Raw genomic sequence first — 18274 nt, 5'->3', positions numbered from 1 at the left:
GTCGTGGCCTTGGCCCAACGGCGACGGCCGCCAGACTCCTAGCCGGTTCCCCGTTTCGCAGGTAAGGTGTCCCTATTCCTTGGGGCGGGGGGCGTTGTGGAACATCACCATCACCACTGGCGGACGGGTGCTGACCGCGGCCTCCGGCCTTCGGGCCGGCCGCGCCGCGGCAAGCAGGCGGGTCCCCGGTGGACGGGCCTGTCCTTCGTGGCCCGCTGGACTTTCGCGGTGTCCGCCGCCATGCTCATCGGCGGCGTGATGGAATTCGCACTCGCCCGGCAGCAGGTCATTGACCGGGCGCTGGAGGAATCCCGGCAGGACTACGAGCTGCTCGCTGCAGGTCTCGAGGACGTCCTGGCAGATACGACCGGACCCGCGGAACGTTCGGAAGCGATTGCACACCAGCTCTCCCATGTGAAGCGCCACAACGGGACCGTCTACGTTGGCTTGTTCAACGCCGACGGCAGGCTGCTGGCCAGCAGCGACAGCAAGGCCGACCGCGGCGCCTTGGAGGAGGCCGGTGGAGAGCACCTGAGCGAGGTGCTCTCCACCGGCATGACGACCGTCAAAACTGAGACGGATCGAGGCGGAACGGGTGTGACCAGGTACGAATTCCTCGTCCCCGTATCCACCGCGGACGGGCTCCTGGTCCTGGTAGTCGCCCAGGAGGCAGAGGTCATTTCCAGGCTCCTGAGGGATATTGGCCCGAACAAGCTCCTTGGGCTGCTGATCGGGATTATGATCGCCACGCCGTTGTCCTACGTGCTCGGCGGACGGTCCCTGCAGCGCCTCCACCTGAGGGCACAGCAGCAGGCGGATGCGGATCCGCTGACAGGGCTCTCGGGACGGCGGCCGTTCCAGCCATCACTGGAGGCCCGGCTGGCGGACGGGAAGTACCGGGTGGTGACACTGGCCCTGCTGGACCTGGACGGATTCAAGCAGCATAACGACCGGCTTGGGCACAGCCACGGGGACCGTATCCTGAGGGGCCTTGCATCCGCCTTCATCGAGCTCGCTGACCATGACGTGCCGTTTCGGCTCGGCGGGGACGAGTTCGCGGTCATACTGCCCGGGAGCGACGAAGATCAGGCAACCGCGGCGCTCGAACGGGTTCGCGCCGCGCTGGCCCGCCGTTTCCCGGGGGCGACGTTCAGTGCCGGCATCGCCGCCAGCGAGGCCGCGGACCCGGTCAGCCTGCAGGAGCTCTGGGAGCGCAGCGATGCTGCCCTCTACGAAGCAAAGCGCCTTGGGCGGCGTCGGACAGTCACCTTCGGGTCCATGGCGGAAGGCCACACCGTCAGCGCCGAGAAAATTGACGAGCTGGCCACCCTCATGTCGGGTGACGGTAGGCCTCTCACGGTCGCATTTCAGCCGATCTGGGACCTCCACCGGGGCGTGGTGCTCGCCCACGAAGCCCTGATGCGGCTGCCGGAAGGCTCCCGGATCAACGGACCGCAGGAGGCCTTCGACCTTGCCGAACGGCTCGGCATCGCAGCCGCGCTGGACGCCCGGGCCCGGGCTGCCGTGCTGGCGTCCGTGGGCAGCCGACAGTGGGAGGGGTTGTTGTTCCTCAATGTCCACCCGGCTGCACTCCACAGCTTCGACCTCGGCGGCCTAGTTTCCGATCTCGCAGTGGCAGGCTTGGAACCCGGGGACGTGGTCCTTGAGGTGACGGAGCAGGCTGCCCTGCACCACGCCGAACCGATCCGTACGCTCCGGCAGGCCCAGAACCTGGGCTTCCGCCTTGCCCTGGATGACATGGGGCGAAGCAACGCGGGCCTGCACGCGCTCAGGCTGGTGAGGTTCGACATCATTAAAATTGACGGGGAGGTCGTGGCCCGCCTGGGAGTTGATCCGTCGTCGATGGCCACGGTGTCCGCCGCCATCACCTTCATCCAGGAAGCCGGAGGGTGGATCGTCGCAGAGGGTATCGAAACACCCGGCATGCTCAGCGCACTCCTGCAGCCGCGCTTTTCCGCCGCGCTGCCACGGCCCGTCGTGGCCGGTCAGGGGTATCTTTTGGGGCGGCCGAACGAACAGCCGCTGGCCTTGGAGGCCCGGAGCGGCATTCTGGACCGGTACCTGGAGGACCCGGCGCAGGACAACGAAGGACTGGATGAGGCGTTCTACCGGAATCCCTAGGACCCCGCGGGCAGGGACCGGCCGGAAAGCCGTCACCGCAGCCGGCACCGGGTTCGTCAGGCCGCGGCTCATGCACTATGATTGATAGCTGGCTGCCCTGCGTTTTCAGCTTGCTTGTAATGCAGACAGCGGCCATCCCATTCATACCTGGCAGCTGGCAAAATCCAGCGCTGCGAACAAAGGTCCCATTATGAAGTCTGATATCCACCCGAAGTACGAAGCTGTTGTATTCAACGACCTGGCTTCCGGCGTCAAGTTCCTGACCAAGTCCACTGTGTCCTCCAAGAAGACCATCGAGTGGGAAGACGGCAACACCTACCCGGTCATCGACGTCGAAATCTCCTCCGAGTCCCACCCGTTCTACACGGGCAAGCAGCGCATCATGGACTCTGCAGGCCGCGTCGAGCGCTTCAACGCTCGCTTCAAGGGCTTCGGCGGCAAGAAGTAATCCACTTCTCCCCAAGGTTCTATGGAAAGCCCGCACCGGCAACGGTGCGGGCTTTTTGCGATTCTGGGGCAGGATGGAAGCCATGACGGCCACGCAGTTTTCCGCAGACGACGGCGGTGCCCCGCGCCTTCACGGGGAGTACAAGGTACCGGGCGGCAAGCTCGTGGTCGTGGACCTGGACATTGCCGACGGCGCCTTCACCGGTGTCTCCGTCAGCGGCGACTTCTTCCTCGAGCCCGATGAGGCGCTGCTGGACATCAACGCAGCGCTGGAAGGCCTCCCGGAAAGCTCGACGGCCGTAGAGATCGCCGCAGCCGTGGAGGCGTCCCTGCCTCCGCATGCGGTGATGTTCGGATTCTCTGCGGACGCTGTCGCGGTCGCGACGCGCAGGGCGCTGTCCAAGGCAACGGCCTGGTCCGACCACCATTGGAACGTCATTGCGCCGACGGTGCTGCCCACCCATCTGAACGTGGCGCTGGACGAGGTCCTCACGGAGGAAGTCGGCGCCGGCCGCCGCAATCCGACCATACGCTTCTGGGACTGGGAGGAGCCCTCGGCGATCATCGGCAGCTTCCAGTCCTACCGCAACGAGGTGGATCCCGCCGGTGTGGCCAAGCACGGAATCACCGTGGTCCGCCGGATCAGCGGCGGGGGAGCGATGTTCATGGAAGCGGGCAACTGCATCACGTACTCGCTGTACCTGCCCCAGACCCTGGTGGACGGCGTCAGCTTCGCCGACTCATACGCCTTCCTGGACGCGTGGGCCATGGCGGCCCTGAAACAGCTGGGCATCAATGCGTTCTACGTACCCCTCAACGACATCGCCACGGACCAGGGCAAAATTGGCGGAGCCGCCCAGAAGCGGCTCGCCAACGGCGGGATGCTGCACCACGTCACCATGAGCTACGACATCGACGCGGACAAGATGGTGGAAGTGCTGCGCATCGGCAAGGAGAAACTGTCGGACAAAGGAACCACCAGCGCCAAGAAACGGGTGGATCCGCTGCGGCGCCAGACCGGGCTGGCCCGCACCGACATCGTCGCCGCCATGATGGACGTCTTCTCCGGGCGCTACGGTGCCACGCCGTCGGAGATCAGCGCGGCGGAACTGGAGACGGCCCGTGAGCGGGTGGCCGTCAAGTTCGGCACGGAGGAGTGGCTGCACCGGGTGCCCTAAGTCCTCGCTGTGTCCTGCCGTGCCTGGGCAGTCAGGGCACGATGCAGGTGGCTCCGCTGCTCGATGATGATCCGCCGCAGTGCCCGCGGCGCGTCCTGACGGGCGGCCAGCCATGCGTCACTCCGCACGATGACCGGATGGTCATCAGGGGAACCGGCACCCGGGAGCAGATCCTGGGTGCCCGGATAGAGGCCGCGCACAATCCGGCTCGCGATCTCGATGCTCCGCTCGGCCCAGACCGTCTCCAAGCACTCGAAGTACGGTTCCACAAAAGGGTCCAGCAATTCGGCTGAGGCAGTGTTGAAGCCCGCGATGGTGGCACTGAGCAACTGGTTGGACAGCTCTGAGCCGTGCACCGCGGCATCCCAGGCAGCCGCCTTGACGGCAGCCGAGGGCCGGGCCGCGAGCGCCGTGGCGTGGCCGGCACGTCCGGATGCCGTGTTGTCCCTGGCGACCTCGGCGTCCAGCTCGGCTTCGCTGGCCAGCCCGTGGGCGGCGAGGGCGTGCCAGAGGCTCCACCGCAGCTCGGCGTCTACCGCCAGCCCGGGGACCACGGCACTGCCGTCCAGCAGGCCGCGGACCAGGGGCACCTGGCTGCCGTCTGTGCGGGTGAGTGTTGCCAGCGTCCGGGCCCATGCAAGCTGCTGGTCCGAGCCGGGCGCAGCGCCCTGCAGTTCACGGGCCGCGGCGGCGGCGAACGCTTCCCGAAGGGCGCCGCGGTCGGCTGCGGGGACGTAATGTTCCAGCGCTGTCGAGGCGTTCCCCAAGACATTCAGCAGCACGCCGATACCGGTCTCGGCAGGGGCGAACCGCTGCACGGCGTCCACGTAGCGGGATGCGGGAGTGAGTGCGTCACGGGCAGAATTCCAGAGCGCGCTCCAACACAAAGCCCGGGCCATGGGGTCCACGATCCGGTCCAGCGAGGCGCGCACGGTGGCCTCGGAGGCGGGATCGAGGCGGACCTTGGCGTAGCTGAAGTCTTCATCATTGACCAGCAGCAGCGCCGGCCGGGCCTTGCCCGCCAGCTCCGGGACCGCCTCCTCGGCTCCGGACAGGTCCGTCTCCACAGCATCGGTACGGACCAGCATCCCGGCGGAATCGAAGTTGTACAGGCCGATCCGCAGGCGGTGCGGCCGCAGTTCCACGGTGCCGGTCGCGGGGTCCGGGGCGTCCTGCAGCAGTTTGACGTGGGCCAGCACGGGGTGGCCTGCTGTTCCTTCGGCAGTGTCCAGTTCGGCGCTGAGCGTGGAGATCCCGGACGTCTGCAGCCACTGCCGGGCCCATACTGTCAGATCCCGGCCGGACGCCCGGCTGAGCGCTGCGAGAAGGTCCGCCAGCGTGGTGTTGCCGTATTCGTGCTCCCGGAAGTACTGCCGCGACCCCGCGATGAAGGCGTCAAAGCCGACGTATGCCACAAGCTGCTTCAGGACCGAGGCGCCCTTGGCGTAGGTGATGCCGTCGAAGTTCTGCTTGGCCGCCTCAAGGTCCGGGATGTCCGCCACGATCGGGTGGGTGGTGGGCAACTGGTCCTGGACGTAGGCCCAGGCCTTCCTGTTGTTGGCGAAGTTGGTCCATGCCGTGTCCCAGCCGGTGGCCCGGTCCACACCGAGGGTGCCCATGTAGTCCGCGAAGGACTCCTTGAGCCACAGGTCATCCCACCACTGCATGGTTACCAGGTCGCCGAACCACATGTGGGCCATCTCGTGCATCAGCGTGTTCGCGCGGCCTTGGTACTGGGAGTCCGTAGCCCGGGAGGTGAAGACGTAGTTCTCCGTGAAGGTGACCAGCCCAGGGTTCTCCATGGCGCCCAGGTTGTATTCCGGGACGAAGGCCTGATCGTATTTTCCCCACGGGTACGGGTAGTCAAAGAGCCCGTTGAAGAACTCCAGCCCCTGTTTGGTGAGCTTGAAAAGCTCGGGGGTGTCGAAGGATTCCGCCATGGACGCCCGGCAGTAAAGCGCCAGCGGCACCTCAAGCCGGGTACCGTCGTCGAGCGTCCCCTCCCACAGGTCCTGCGCCTTGAAGTAGGGGCCCGCCAGGACGGTGGTGATGTACGTGGACATCGGCGGCGTGGGAACGAAGTCCCACTGGCACGCGTCCGGATCCCCGTCCACGGGCGTGCAGGCGGCCTCGGCTCCATTGGACGCGACATGCCAGCCGGCCGGTGCGATGACGTGGAAGGTGAAGGAGGCCTTCAGGTCCGGCTGTTCGAAATTGGCGAACACGCGGCGCGCGTCGGCGGGCTCGTACTGCGTGTAGAGGTAGCACTGGCCGTCCGCCGGATCGATGAACCGGTGCATGCCCTCGCCGGAACGGCTGTAGAGTGCGGTGGCTGTGACGGTCACGGTGTTTTCCGCCCGCAGGTTGTCGAGCCGGATCCGGGCGCCGTCCACGATCTCTGCCACCGGCAGCGGTGTGCCGTTGAGGACCACGCCCTCCACGTGTCCTATGAAGTCCAGGAAGGCCGATGATCCGGGTTCGCCGGCGGAGAACGTGATGGTGCTCCGGCTGGTGTAGCCGCTGACTTCCTGATCCGGCGCACCGCGCACGTCCAGCCGGACGTCGTACGCGCGGGTCGTGATCAGGACCGACCGCGCTGCCGCTTCGGCGCGTTGGAGGTTCTCATTCGACACCCCGCTATTGAACCATGAGGATGGCGGCGGCCAGCCCGAGGACGCCGATCAGCAGCCAGGCCGCCAGCGCGGCCGTCACGGCACGTAATCCGGTACGCAGGAGGGTGTGGATGCGCACCGCGGACCCCAGCCCGAACAGGGCGGCCCCCAGCAGGATGTCCTGCAGCCCGGCGGCGGCCTCAAGCCAGCCTTCGGCAAGCCACCCTGTGGAGCGAAGCGCCACCATCGCCACAAACCCGACGACGAACAGCGGCACCACGGGCGGCAACGCCTCCGGTGCCGGGAGTGCTGTCTCCCGGAGGGAGCCATCACCGGCGTTCCCTTCTCGGCGGGCGCGGCGCAGCGACGCGATGCGCTGCTGTACCCCCGCTGCGGCCACCATCGGGGCGAGCAGAATGACCCGCGTCAGCTTGACCACGACGGCGATTCCCAGCGCCGCCGTCCCCGCGGTCTGCGCTGTGGCAACCACCTGGCCGACGTCGTGGACCGAGGCGCCGGTCCAGGCGCCGAAGACTTCAGCGCTGAGACTGAGCGGATGGACCAGGAGCGGCATGACACCGATGGCCAGCGTGCCGCAGAGGGTGACGAGTGCCACCGGCAGAACAGTATCCGGGTGCCGGATCCGCTTCACGGCGGCCATCGCACCGATGGCGGAGGCGCCGCAGATGGAAAAGCCGGTGGCTATCAGCAGTGAGGCTTCCCGTGGCAGCTGGAAGAGCCGCGATATGCCGTAGGTGCCCGCAAAGCTTGCCAGAACGACGGCCGCAATCAGCAGCAGGGACGTCCAGCCCAGGCCGAGTACGTCCGCGATGCCGACCTTCAGCCCGAGGAGCACGATGCCGCCGCGCATCAGGTGCTTCCCGGCGAAATCGAGGCCGGGCCTGGCGCGGCCTGCAGACCACGCCGCCGTAAACGGAAGGTTGGCGGCCAGCAGGCCGAGCACCACGGCCAGTGTCATGGCAGGAAGGGCCGGAACGGCAGCATGGACGGTGAAGGCAAGAGCCAGTGCAACCACTGCCGTCAGCAGGCCGGGCAGATTCCGGGTAAAGTGCTGGTGCGCCTCCCTGCGAAACCGCAGTAGCCTCGGCGTCGGGAATGGGAAGTCTGGCACGTCCTAACCATGCCGGACGGCGGAGGCAAAAGACCAACCGGACGTACCCGTCAACACGCCAGGACCCGGTACGGAAATGAATTTGCAACAAAAAGGTGGTTGGCTTGTGACCATGTCGTCTGACCTATTCCAGGATTACTCCGAGGCTGCCGGCCGCACCGGCGCCTATGACGAGATGTTTGCCCCGGGGCAGACCGCCCGTAAGTCCTACGGGCAGGTCGCCGGTGCCCTCCGTGAGCTGTCCCTGGCTGACGTCAGTGCACGTGCGGACTCGATGGCGCGGACGTTCCTGGACCGCGGCGTGACCTTTGACTTTGCGGGGGAGGAGCGCCCCTTTCCGCTGGACATCGTCCCCCGGGTGATCCCCGCCCAGGAGTGGGACGTACTTGAACGCGGCGTGGCCCAGCGCGTCCGGGCCCTGGAGGCGTTCCTCAGCGACGTTTACGACAAGATGACGGTTGTGTCAGACGGCGTGATACCACGCCAGCTCGTCACCACCAGTGCCCACTTCCACCGGGCCGTGCACGGCTTCGAACCTGCCGGAGGCGTCCGCGTGCACATCTCGGGCATCGACGTCGTCCGCGACGCCGCCGGAACGTTCCGGGTCCTCGAGGACAACGTGCGCGTTCCGTCCGGTGTCAGCTACGTCCTGGAGAACCGGCGTGCCATGGCCAAGGGCCTTCCAGAAGCGTTCGGCTCCCAGCTCATCCGGCCCGTTGAGGAATACCCGCGCCGTCTGCTTTCTGCCCTGCGCAAGACTGCGCCCTCCGGCGTGGACGATCCCACCGTGGTTGTCCTGACGCCGGGCGTCTTCAACAGTGCATACTTCGAGCACACCCTTCTCGCCGGCCTGATGGGCGTCGAGCTGGTGGAAGGCCGCGACCTGATCTGCCGCGGCAACCGTGTCTACATGCGGACCACTGCCGGCGAGCAGCGTGTGGACGTCATCTACAAGCGGATTGACGATGAGTTCCTGGACCCGCTGCAGTTCCGCTCGGACTCCATGCTCGGCTGCCCAGGCCTCGTCAACGCCGCCAGGGCGGGCGGCGTTACCATCGCCAATGCAGTGGGCAACGGCGTGGCCGACGACAAGCTGGTCTACAGCTACGTTCCCGACCTCATCCGCTACTACCTCGGCGAAGAGCCCGTGATCGCCAACGTGGACACCTTCCGCCTGGAGGAGCAGGAAGCGCGCGAGCACGTCCTGGACCGCCTCGACGAACTCGTGGTGAAACCGGTGGACGGCTCCGGCGGCAAGGGCCTGGTGATCGGTCCGGACGCCTCCAAGGAAGAACTGGAGGCCCTCCGCAAGCGCGTCATCGCGGATCCCCGCGGCTGGATCGCCCAGCCTGTCCTGCAGCTGTCCACGGTGCCCACGCTCAGCGGGGACAAGTTCGGTCCGCGCCACGTGGACCTCCGGCCGTTCGCCGTCAACGACGGCGACGACGTCTGGGTTCTCCCCGGCGGCCTCACGCGCGTCGCACTGAAGGAAGGTTCACTGATCGTGAACTCCAGCCAGGGCGGCGGCTCCAAGGACACCTGGGTGCTGGCGGATTCCCCGCAAGTCCCGGTGGAACAGGTGCCGCGGCAGACGGTCACGGTCCGCGAACGCGTGTCCGTCTGGCCGGTGGAGAGCAACTGGCGGGACCGCCAGTCGGAGCAGCAGCAGTGACGCCACACGCCCGCTGCACTTTTGTCATCACGTCTCTTTTCTTCACGACGCTCGCGCAGGAGGTCACCGCACATGCTTAGCCGAATCGCCGAGTCCCTTTTCTGGATCGGCCGCTACGTTGAACGGGCCGACGGAACAGCCCGCATCCTGGACGTCCACCTCGAGCGCCTGAACCACCTGCCCACGGAGGAGCGGCGCAGCGTCGCCCGCGAACTGCTCGCCGTCATGGGGGCGCGCCCGCAGAGCGAGGACTTCGGCCTTGAGGAGCTCCTGCACGCCCTCGCGTACGACAAGCACAGCGCCACGTCGATCGCCGGATCGCTCGGGGCCGCCCGTGAGAACGCCCGCCGCGCCCGTGAGACCGTTTCGTCCGGCCTGTGGGAAAGCCTGAACACGACGTACTACGGCCTGAACCAGCACCGCAAGGACGTCGTGGGCACCTACCGGTTCTGCCACTGGGTGCTGGAACGCACCGCGATGGTCAGCGGCCTGGCGGACACGACCGTCAGCCACGACGACAGCTGGCTGTTCCTTGCCCTCGGCCGGTCCCTGGAGCGGGCCGACATGACGGCCCGCATGCTATCCACCCGCGACGTCCTCTCCGCAGGCATGTCCTGGGTGAACATGCTGCGCTGCGCCGGCGCCTACGAGTCCTTCCTGCGCACACGCCGCGCCGCATTCGGGGACCGGCATGCCGCAGAGTTCCTGCTGTTGGACCGGCTCTTTCCACGCTCCATCGTCTATGCCCTGCGGGACGCCGACGACTGCCTGGCCAAGCTGGACCCCTCGGCCCAGCGCGTCGGCTTCATCAACGATGCCCGCCGGATCGTGGGCCAGGCCCGCACCTTCCTCGAGTTCCACCGCACCGACGACCTCATGTCAGAGCTCCCGGAGCACATGGAGCGCGTGCAGAAGGCTGTCTCGCAGGCTTCGGATGCCATTTCCCGTAAGTACTTCAATCAGGCGGACGAACTGGCCTGGGTGGGAGAAGTTTCATGACCCGGCTAAGCATCATCCACAAGACCGGCTACAAGTACAACAAGCGGGTGACCCTCTCCTACAACGAGGCCCGCATGACGCCGCTGACGGACCCGCAGCAGGTGGTGCTGGAGTCCTCGATGAAGGTTTCCCCGTCGCAGGCGGCCGTGAGCAGCTACCGCGACTACTGGGGCACCCGGGTCACCGCGTTCGACATGCAGATGCCCCATGAACACCTGGAGGTACTGTCCACCACCACCGTCGAGGTACACCGGCTTGACCGCGTTCCGTCGGAAGCGGACATCGTCGGCTGGGACGTCCTGGCCTCACCGGAGCGCCTCAACCAGTTCAGCGACTGGGTTCCGCAGTCCCAGCTCACTGGCCCGGGCGAGGAGGTCTTGGACATCATTCCCGGCGTCGTAGCGGGAAAGAACCCGCACGAGGCCGCCATGGCAATCTTTGAGTGGATGCGCGGCGAGATGACCTACATGAAGGGCACCACGGGCGTCACCACCAATGCCGAGCAGGCCTGGAGCCAGAGGCAGGGCGTCTGCCAGGACCTTGCCCACCTGGCCATCGGCGCGCTGCGCAGCTGCGGGATCCCTGCCAGGTACGTGTCGGGGTACCTTCACCCGCGGTCGACGGCGGACATCGGCGAGTCCGTTGCCGGCCAGTCCCACGCGTGGCTGGAATGGTGGGACGGCGCATGGCGCAGCTGGGACCCCACGAACCACAAACCGGCCGGGGATTTCCACGTGACCGTGGCCCGCGGCCGCGACTATCGCGATGTCCCTCCGCTCAAGGGCATCCTGTCCGGCGGGGGCGGCTCCACGCTCAGCGTAAGCGTGGAAATCACGCGGCTCGCGTAGCGCGACGCGGCGTTCTGCGCCTCGCCGGATCACTTATTCGCGGGGGTGACTTCCCGGCTCCGCTGCGTTGTGCGCCTACCAGGGGCTGGGCTTGTAGTCCTTGAGGAAGACGCCGTACTGGTCCTCGCCGTTCTCGCCCATGACGATGGGGTCATAGACCCTGGCCGCGCCGTCCACGAGGTCGAGCGGGGCATGGAAGCCTTCCTCCATGAGGCGGACTTTGGTGTAGTGCGGCCGTTCGTCCGTGATCCAGCCGGTGTCCACCGCAGTCATGAGGATGCCGTCCGTGTCCAGCATCTCCTGGGCGCTGGTGCGCGTCATCATGTTCAGGGCGGCCTTGGCCATGTTCGTGTGCGGGTGGCCGGGACCCTTGTATGCGCGGGAGAACTGGCCCTCCATGGCGGAGACATTGACGATGTACTTCCGGCGTGCGGTGGAGCGCTTCATCGCGTCCCGCAGCCTGCTGACGAGCAGGAAGGGGGCGGTGACGTTGCACAGCTGCACCTCGAGCATCTCCAGGGGATCTACCTCGTCAACCACCTGCGTCCAGCTGTTGATCGTGGCGAGGTCTGGGACGAGGCCGCCTGCGTCGATGGCAGTGCCGGACGCGATGCGTTCCAGGGACGCGGAACCGGTGGACAAGGCCAGTGACGTGATGGCGTCTCCGGCGAGGACCGGGTGTTCCGTGACGCTGCTGGCAATCGCGAGCGGGTGCTTGTCGTGGGCATGCCCGAAGGTGACCAGCTCCGGGCCGCCGTTCGCCGCCTCCAAGGCAACCGGCAGGGGCTCGTCCTCGGCGTCCACCAGTGGTTTGTAAGCGTTGCCGGACCGGCGGACGGTCTGGGCCGCGTTGTTGATGATGATATCGAGAGGTCCGGCCGCGTTCAGGGAATCCGTGAGCGCCATGACCTGGGACGGGTCACGCAGGTCGATGCCCACGATCTTGAGCCGGTGCAGCCAGTCCGCACTGTCCTCCATGGCAGCAAAACGGCGCGCGGCGTCCTTGGGGAAGCGCGTGGTGATGGTGGTGTGGGCGCCGTCGCGGAGCAGGCGGAGCGCGATGTACATGCCGATCTTGGCACGGCCGCCGGTAAGCAGGGCCCGGCGACCGGTGAGGTCGGTCCGGGCGTCCCGTTTGGTGTGGCTGAAGGCCGCACACTCAGGACAGAGCTGGTGGTAGAAGGCATCCACCTGCGTGTAGTGGCGCTTGCAGATGTAGCAGGGCCGGGACCTGATCAGGTGGCCGGCCACTTTGCCGGTAGCCGACGGCGCCAGCTTGTTGCCCCGCGTCTCGTCGTCGATCCGGTCCGGCGCAGCCGTGGCGGTCTGGGCGATGACTGCGCGGTCAGCCTCGGCGATGAGGTCACGCTTGGTGACCCGGCGGTGCCGCTTGACTGCTTTGAACATCTTGCCGGTGGCACGGCGCACCGAGACGTAGTCAGGGTGCTCCTCGTCATAGGCGTGGATGGTGTTTAGAACCTTGAGGCAGGCCTGAATCTCTTCAGGCGTCAGATCGGAGGAGCTCATTGGTCTGATTTTACAGCCTGTTGAGGCTCGGGCCCGCCTCAAGGTTGCCGGGACAACCGCCCAGCGAAGATGGTGACGGGCGGCTACCTCGAGGAAGAGTCAGATGTGACGGCAGCGGCCTGGGCCTGACCTGCATGGTTCACGGAATTGCGGACCTCGGGGTAGTTTTCCGTCGCGGCCTTTACGGCGTTGGGCACCAGGTGCAGGTTGGCCGCCGAAAGCTTCCGCTCGGCCTCGTCGGGCTCGGGTACAGCCTGCCCCTTGGAGAGCACGGTGATGCCGGAATCCGTGACCTTGAAGCCTCGGGCGCGGTCCAGCTCCGGGTCCAGACCGATCGCGGCGCCGGCGGGAACCTTGACGTTCTTGTCGATGATGGCCCGGCGCACCACGGCGCCCTCGCCGACCTGGACCTTGTCCATCAGCACAGAATCCACCACGCGGCTTGCCGTTTTCACGTAGACGTCGTTGGACAGGACCGAGCCTTCCACGATGCCGCCCGAGATGACCACGCCGGCGGCGACGATCGAGTCGAGGGCTGTTCCCACAGTGTTGTTGGTGCCGCGGACGAACTTGGCGGGCGGAGCGATGCTCTGGCGCGTGTAGATCGGCCATTCGGAGTTGTACAGGTTGAACACCGGAAGCGGGGAGATCAGGTCCATGTGGGCGTCGTAGAAGGAGTCGATCGTGCCGACGTCGCGCCAGTAGGTGCGGTCCCGTTCGGTGGATCCCGGGATGTCGTTGAGCGTGAAGTCGTAGACCCCGGCCTCACCCTGGTTGACGAAGTAAGGAATGATGTCGCCGCCCATGTCGTGCTTCGTGTCGAGGCGTTCGGCGTCGACGTGCAGGGCATCCACAAGGGCGTCGGCGTCAAAAACGTAGTTGCCCATGGAGGCCAGGAACTGGGTGGGGTCGGCCGCCAGGCCGGGAGTCGAGGCCGGCTTTTCGACGAACGCCGCGATCTTCTGCGGGTCTTCGGGGTCCACTTCGATGACGCCGAACTGGTTGGCCATGTTCAGGGGCTGGCGGACGGCGGCGACTGTTGCCTTCGCGCCGCTCAGTACGTGCTGCTCCACCATCTGGGCGAAGTCCATGCGGTAGACGTGGTCCGCGCCGACGACGACGACGATGTCCGGGTTGGCGTCGTGGATCAGGTTCAGCGACTGATAGATGGCATTCGCGCTGCCCAGGAACCAGCTCTTGCCCACGCGCTGCTGTGCAGGGACGGAGGCGACGTAGTTGCCGAGCTGCGTGGACATCCGCCAGGTTTCGGAGATGTGGCGGTCCAGGCTGTGGGACTTGTACTGCGTGAGGACCACGATCTGCAGGTAGCGGGAATTCACCAGGTTGGACAGCGCGAAGTCGATCAGCCGATAGCTTCCGGCGAAGGGCACGCCGGGTTTAGCCCTGTCTGCCGTCAATGGCATGAGACGGTTTCCCTCGCCGCCGGCGAGGACAATAGCCAGGACTTTCTTATTCAACGGCATGTGGTCGCTCCTGTACGCCTTCGTATATTCCCCAAAAGTCCGGCACGCCCGGACTCCTTCACACTAGAACAGTTCAACCGTAACGACTACCTTGGGTACCGTGCGAATAGACATTGTGACTAAAGAATTCCCGCCGGAGATTTATGGTGGCGCGGGCGTCCATGTAGCCGAGCTGAGCCGGGTCCTGGCCCAGCACGTCGATCTGGAGGTGCGTGCCTTCGGTGCGCCCCGGGACGCCGACTACCACGGGGCGAACGTGACCTCCTACTCCGTGCCCGAGGATCTTGGCTCCGCGAATGCCGCCGTCCAGACGCTTGGCGTAGACCTGCGCATCGTCCCGGACATTCAGGGCGCCGATCTTGTGCATTCGCACACCTGGTACGCCAACATGGCCGGACACCTGGCAGCATTGCTGCACGGCATCCCCCATGTGCTGAGCGCACACAGCCTGGAGCCGCTGCGCCCGTGGAAGGCCGAACAGCTCGGCGGCGGCTACGCCCTCTCCTCCTGGGTGGAGAAGACCGCCTATGAGGCCGCGGCCGCCATCATTGCCGTCTCCGAGGGCATGCGCCAGGACATTCTGCGCAGCTACCCGGACGTCGATCCCGCCAAGGTCAAGGTAGTCCACAACGGCATCGACGTCAGCCTGTGGAACCGGGATGAGGACCACGACGCCGTCCGTGCCCTCGGCATCGATCCGGACCTGCCCAGTGTGGTATTCGTCGGCCGCAACACCAGGCAGAAGGGTGTTCCGTACCTCCTGCGCGCTGCAGCAAAGCTCCCCGCCGACGTGCAGCTCGTGCTGTGCCTCGGTGCAGCGGACACCCCCGAACTTGCCGCGGAAACTGCGCGGCTGATCGAGGAACTTCAAAGCCAGCGCAGCGGTGTGGTGCTCATCGAGCGGATGCTTCCCCGCAACGAACTCATCCAGGTCCTGAGCCACGCCACGGCTTTTGCATGCCCGTCCATCTACGAGCCCCTCGGCATCGTGAACCTGGAAGCCATGGCCTGCGGCGCTGCAGTCGTGGCCAGCGCGACCGGCGGAATCCCCGAAGTTGTGCAGCATGGCGAGACCGGGCTGCTGGTTGACATCGAACAGGTCACAGACGGCACGGGCACTCCGCTGGATCCGGAGAAGTTCGTCAGTGAGTTCGCCGCGGCCCTGACCGAAGTCGTCTCTGATCCGGAACGCGCGCGCGCCATGGGTGAGGCCGGAAGGCGCAGGGCCGAGGAGCATTTCTCGTGGGAGTCCATCACCGAGACCACCCTCGACGTCTACCGTTCCGTCCTGAAGTAGTTCCAGAGCAGTAAAAAGCCCGACGGCGGCGCTCCCTTCAGGTGGGAACGCCGCCGTCGGGCTTTAACCGCAGATCAGGAAGACCGGGCCTTCCGGACGAGCACCGACTTTTCGTCCACCGGCGCGCTGCCGCTGGCGCGCTGGGCACGATAGAACTCCCGTGCTTCGTCCTGCCGGACTTTCTCGGCTCCGGTGGCAATCGCTGCGCGCAGGTGGTCCGGGCCGTAACCGAAGGCGTCAACCAGGTCGAGGGCGTGCGGCCGGAGCTTCACAAGCAGCCGGTTGATGTATCCGCCCACCGTCCGTGCCCGCTGCATCGACAGCCGGCCGTTCATCAGGTACCAGGACAGGTTCTTCTCGATCAGGGACAGACCGAACAGGTCCCTGAGCCACGTGAGCACGGTCCTGGTTCCCGCATCCGTGCAATGCGTGAGGGCGTCAGTGAAGGCCTCCCACTGCAGGAGCTCGGCGTGGGCCTGTGCGGCGTCGATCAGCTCGTTCTGGTGCCGGTTGAAGATTGCGGCGGCTTCCTTTTGGGGCAGCTTGCTGGCTCCCCTGAGGGCGGTGCCCGCCTCTGCGACCATGCTCTGGACGCGGTCGGTGAGCAGGGCACGCTGGCTTTCCTCGTCCCGGAGTGCGATGGCGGCCTTTTGCGGCAGCCCCGTATCCGCCACGAACTGCGCGACTCCCCGCAGGCCGGTGCGGTGGACAGCGGTGCCGGCCGCCTGGTTGACCACGTAGCGGGCCAGAACACCGAAATTGACGCTGCGGAATTCCTTGGCGTAGTCGGCAAGCAGCCGCTTGGCCACGAGCTGCAGCAGGACGGTGTTGTCCCCTTCGAACGTGACGTAGACGTCGAGGTCGGCCCGCAGCGAGGCGAAGCGGTTCTCGATCAGGAATCCGGCCCCGCCGCATGCCTCACGGCTTTCCTGCAGGGTGTCGAGGGCGTGCCAGGTGCTGAGCGGCTTCAGCGCCGCGGCCAAGGTTTCCAGATCCTGGCGGTCCTCGTCCGTGTCGTGGGCGCCGGAGAAGACGTCGTCCAGCTTCTGCAGCAGCTGCTCGTGGGCGAACGCGGCGGCGTAGGTGGTTGCCAGGCGGGTGAAGAGCCGGCGCTGGTGCCGCTGGTAGTCGAGGAGCACTTCCTCCTCGGTGGGTGATGAGGCGTTGAATTGCCGGCGTTCCATGGCGTAGGTGATAGCCGTCTTCAGAGCGAGTTTGGAGGCGGCTACCGCGGCGCCGTCGAGGCTCACACGGCCTTGGACGAGAGTGCCGAGCATTGTGAAGAAGCGACGGCCGGGGCTGGCGATGGGGGAACTGTAATTGCCCTCGGCGTCCACGTCCCCGTAGCGGTTCAGGAGGTTGGTCCGTGGGATGCGGACGTTGCTGAAGTGCAGGCGGCCGTTATCGATGCCATTTAGGCCGCCTTTGATGCCGTCGTCCTCGCCGCCGATTCCGGGCAGGAACTCCTTCGTGACGGGGTCACGGAGATCCATATAGAAGGCGTGCACCCCGTGGTTCACGCCGCGGGTGACCAGCTGGGCGAACACGACTGCTCCCAGGCCGTCAATGGCGGCATTGCCGATGTAATCCTTCCAGGCCGCCCGGAATGGCGTGTTGATCACGAATTCCTGGGTGCCGGCGTCGTAGGTGGCGGTGGTGGCGATACTTGCCACATCCGAGCCGTGCCCCGTCTCCGTCATGGCGAAGCAGCCGGGGATGTCCAGGTTCATGATCCCGGGCAGCCATCTCTGGTGATGCTCCTCGGTGCCCAGATGCAGCACGGCGGAACCGAAAAGGCCCCACTGCACGCCCGCCTTGATCTGTAGAGACGGGTCGGCGGTAACCAGTTCCTCGAAGCCTGCAATGTTGGCGCCGTGGTCGTCGGACCCTCCGAGCGCGGCCGGGAAGGCGCGGTGGACGGCGCCGTGGTCCACCAGATAGCGGAGCTGGCCGAATGTGCGCCTCCGGTGTTCTGTGTGGGTGAGGCCCTCGGTCTTATGCAGTTCAGGGCGGGCGGCCAGTTCACGGGCCTGGCGCCGGACGTCCGCCCACTTGCCGAGCATCTGCTCGCCCAGTGCGGCCACGTCGACGGCGGGCGGTGACGTCGGGATCCTGCCGCCGGCACTGGCGCTCGTGGCAGTGCCCGCCGGTGCGGGGCGGAAGGATGCGCCGCTGCGGCGGTCCGCTACTTCAGTCATGTCGATTCCTTCGTTGGTTCGGACAATTCGAGGGTTTACTGAACGGGTTCTTGGGCGTCGGCGAGTTCGGGGGCGATGCCAACACACAGCCACGCCGTAATCTGGCGGGCCATGGCTTCGTGGTCAGGCTTTGCAGGGGAGTCCGGGCTGGCCAGCCAGCGTTCCCCGGCATTGCGGACCAGCCCAATGGCGGCGGTGGGCCAGTAACCGATGACCGACTCCTTGCCGGCGCCGAGATGGGTGCGCATTGGCCGGGCGATCATGTCCGCGATGGAGTCGAAGAAATGGCCCAGCGCCCCTGCCGTGGCGATGGTGGTCTGGCCACCGTCCTGCTCGGCAGCAGGGTAGCGCGTCACGAACGTGTAGACGTTCGGGCTTGTTTCGGCCATCTGGAGGTACGCGGACACCATGGCAAAGAGGCCTTCGCGCGGAGTCTGGGCCGTCTCTACAGCTTCCTGCATGCGCCGCTGCATCTGGCTGAGCACCACTTCGCCCACAGCCTGCTGAAGCCCTGCTTTGTCTCCGAAGTACCGGTAGAAAACAGACTTCGATGTTCCGGCAGCGGCTGCGATCTCCTCCATCGAGGCATCGCTGCCGAGGGTGTGGACTGCTCGCCGGGCGGACTTGATGAGTTCCCGTCGCCGCTCCTCGCGGTGGGACTGCCAGCGGGAGGCACGGCCATCGGGGGTGGCGGGCGCGGCCTCGGAATCTCCAGGAGGCGGTTCGATGTTCACGATA

General features: G+C 66.3%; 13 protein-coding genes. 7 read left to right on the top strand and 6 right to left on the bottom strand.

Going from position 1 to position 18274, the window contains the following annotated elements:
- The first annotated feature begins 96 nt into the window (after window positions 1-96).
- The 3 genes from ACIP90_RS02255 to ACIP90_RS02245 all read left to right on the top strand — a co-directional run bounded on the left by ACIP90_RS02255 (window position 97) and on the right by ACIP90_RS02245 (window position 3767).
- The gene (locus ACIP90_RS02255; protein WP_400576417.1) at window positions 97-2142 is read left to right on the top strand and encodes an EAL domain-containing protein; all 2046 of its coding nucleotides are present in this window, start codon (window positions 97-99) and stop codon (window positions 2140-2142) included.
- A gap of 190 nt (window positions 2143-2332) precedes the next feature.
- The gene (locus ACIP90_RS02250) at window positions 2333-2590 is read left to right on the top strand and encodes a type B 50S ribosomal protein L31 (protein ID WP_028267311.1); all 258 of its coding nucleotides are present in this window, start codon (window positions 2333-2335) and stop codon (window positions 2588-2590) included.
- 82 nt (window positions 2591-2672) lie between these two features.
- Window positions 2673-3767, top strand: a complete 1095-nt coding sequence (locus tag ACIP90_RS02245; protein WP_400576414.1) for a biotin/lipoate A/B protein ligase family protein — start codon at window positions 2673-2675, stop codon at window positions 3765-3767.
- Here the strand turns inward: ACIP90_RS02245 and pepN are convergent.
- Complete coding sequence (gene pepN / locus ACIP90_RS02240) at window positions 3764-6400, bottom strand: aminopeptidase N (RefSeq protein WP_400576411.1); 2637 nt, start codon at window positions 6398-6400, stop codon at window positions 3764-3766. The genes ACIP90_RS02245 and pepN overlap by 4 nt on opposite strands.
- 4 nt (window positions 6401-6404) lie before the next feature.
- Window positions 6405-7436 carry a YeiH family protein gene (locus tag ACIP90_RS02235; RefSeq protein WP_400576777.1) on the bottom strand — a complete coding sequence of 344 codons (1032 nt, stop codon included), beginning with the start codon at window positions 7434-7436 and terminating at the stop codon, window positions 6405-6407.
- Window positions 7437-7623: 187 nt separating this feature from the next.
- Between ACIP90_RS02235 and ACIP90_RS02230 the strand changes: the two genes are divergently transcribed.
- The 3 genes from ACIP90_RS02230 (at window position 7624) to ACIP90_RS02220 (ending at window position 11030) form a co-directional block, all read left to right on the top strand.
- On the top strand, window positions 7624-9183 hold the full coding sequence (locus ACIP90_RS02230; RefSeq protein WP_400576409.1) for a circularly permuted type 2 ATP-grasp protein: 1560 nt from the start codon (window positions 7624-7626) through the stop codon (window positions 9181-9183).
- 72 nt (window positions 9184-9255) lie between these two features.
- A complete protein-coding gene (locus ACIP90_RS02225) occupies window positions 9256-10182 on the top strand; it encodes an alpha-E domain-containing protein (RefSeq protein ID WP_400576406.1) in 927 nt (308 codons plus the stop codon).
- Entirely contained in the window at window positions 10179-11030 is an 852-nt protein-coding gene (locus tag ACIP90_RS02220; protein ID WP_400576403.1) for a transglutaminase N-terminal domain-containing protein, read from the top strand. Before ACIP90_RS02225 ends, ACIP90_RS02220 begins: the two co-directional genes overlap by 4 nt.
- Before the next feature lie 75 nt (window positions 11031-11105).
- Here the strand turns inward: ACIP90_RS02220 and ACIP90_RS02215 are convergent, their stop codons facing one another.
- Window positions 11106-12557, bottom strand: a complete 1452-nt coding sequence (locus tag ACIP90_RS02215) for an SDR family NAD(P)-dependent oxidoreductase (RefSeq protein WP_400576400.1) — start codon at window positions 12555-12557, stop codon at window positions 11106-11108.
- Between the two features lie 83 nt (window positions 12558-12640).
- Window positions 12641-14041, bottom strand: coding sequence for a glucose-1-phosphate adenylyltransferase (gene glgC, locus ACIP90_RS02210; RefSeq protein WP_400576398.1), 1401 nt, complete (start codon window positions 14039-14041; stop codon window positions 12641-12643).
- A 100-nt stretch (window positions 14042-14141) separates the two neighbouring features.
- On the opposite strand from glgC, the gene glgA reads away from it, so the two are divergent.
- Complete coding sequence (glgA, locus tag ACIP90_RS02205) at window positions 14142-15338, top strand: glycogen synthase (protein WP_400576395.1); 1197 nt, start codon at window positions 14142-14144, stop codon at window positions 15336-15338.
- A gap of 74 nt (window positions 15339-15412) precedes the next feature.
- Here glgA and ACIP90_RS02200 read toward each other — a convergent pair whose 3' ends face one another.
- Together ACIP90_RS02200 and ACIP90_RS02195 are read right to left on the bottom strand one after the other, a co-directional pair.
- A complete protein-coding gene (locus ACIP90_RS02200) occupies window positions 15413-17536 on the bottom strand; it encodes an acyl-CoA dehydrogenase (protein WP_400576392.1) in 2124 nt (707 codons plus the stop codon).
- Window positions 17537-17571: 35 nt separating this feature from the next.
- Window positions 17572-18270, bottom strand: coding sequence for a TetR family transcriptional regulator (locus ACIP90_RS02195; RefSeq protein WP_400576389.1), 699 nt, complete (start codon window positions 18268-18270; stop codon window positions 17572-17574).
- Window positions 18271-18274: the final 4 nt, after the last annotated feature.

The organism is Arthrobacter sp. NPDC093139 (assembly GCF_044754165.1).
GTDB lineage: Bacteria > Actinomycetota > Actinomycetes > Actinomycetales > Micrococcaceae > Arthrobacter.
Note: the sequence above shows the minus strand (reverse complement) of the source record. Positions and strands in the feature narration are given on the sequence as shown.

Coding starts and splice junctions, on each gene's coding strand:
- ACIP90_RS02250 (WP_028267311.1), top strand. CDS start 2,333: ATGAAGTCTGATATCCACCCGAAGTACGAAGCTGTTGTATTCAACGAC.
- ACIP90_RS02245 (WP_400576414.1), top strand. CDS start 2,673: ATGACGGCCACGCAGTTTTCCGCAGACGACGGCGGTGCCCCGCGCCTT.
- ACIP90_RS02230 (WP_400576409.1), top strand. CDS start 7,624: ATGTCGTCTGACCTATTCCAGGATTACTCCGAGGCTGCCGGCCGCACC.
- ACIP90_RS02225 (WP_400576406.1), top strand. CDS start 9,256: ATGCTTAGCCGAATCGCCGAGTCCCTTTTCTGGATCGGCCGCTACGTT.
- ACIP90_RS02220 (WP_400576403.1), top strand. CDS start 10,179: ATGACCCGGCTAAGCATCATCCACAAGACCGGCTACAAGTACAACAAG.
- ACIP90_RS02215 (WP_400576400.1), bottom strand. CDS start 12,557: ATGAGCTCCTCCGATCTGACGCCTGAAGAGATTCAGGCCTGCCTCAAG.
- glgC (WP_400576398.1), bottom strand. CDS start 14,041: ATGCCGTTGAATAAGAAAGTCCTGGCTATTGTCCTCGCCGGCGGCGAG.
- ACIP90_RS02200 (WP_400576392.1), bottom strand. CDS start 17,536: ATGACTGAAGTAGCGGACCGCCGCAGCGGCGCATCCTTCCGCCCCGCA.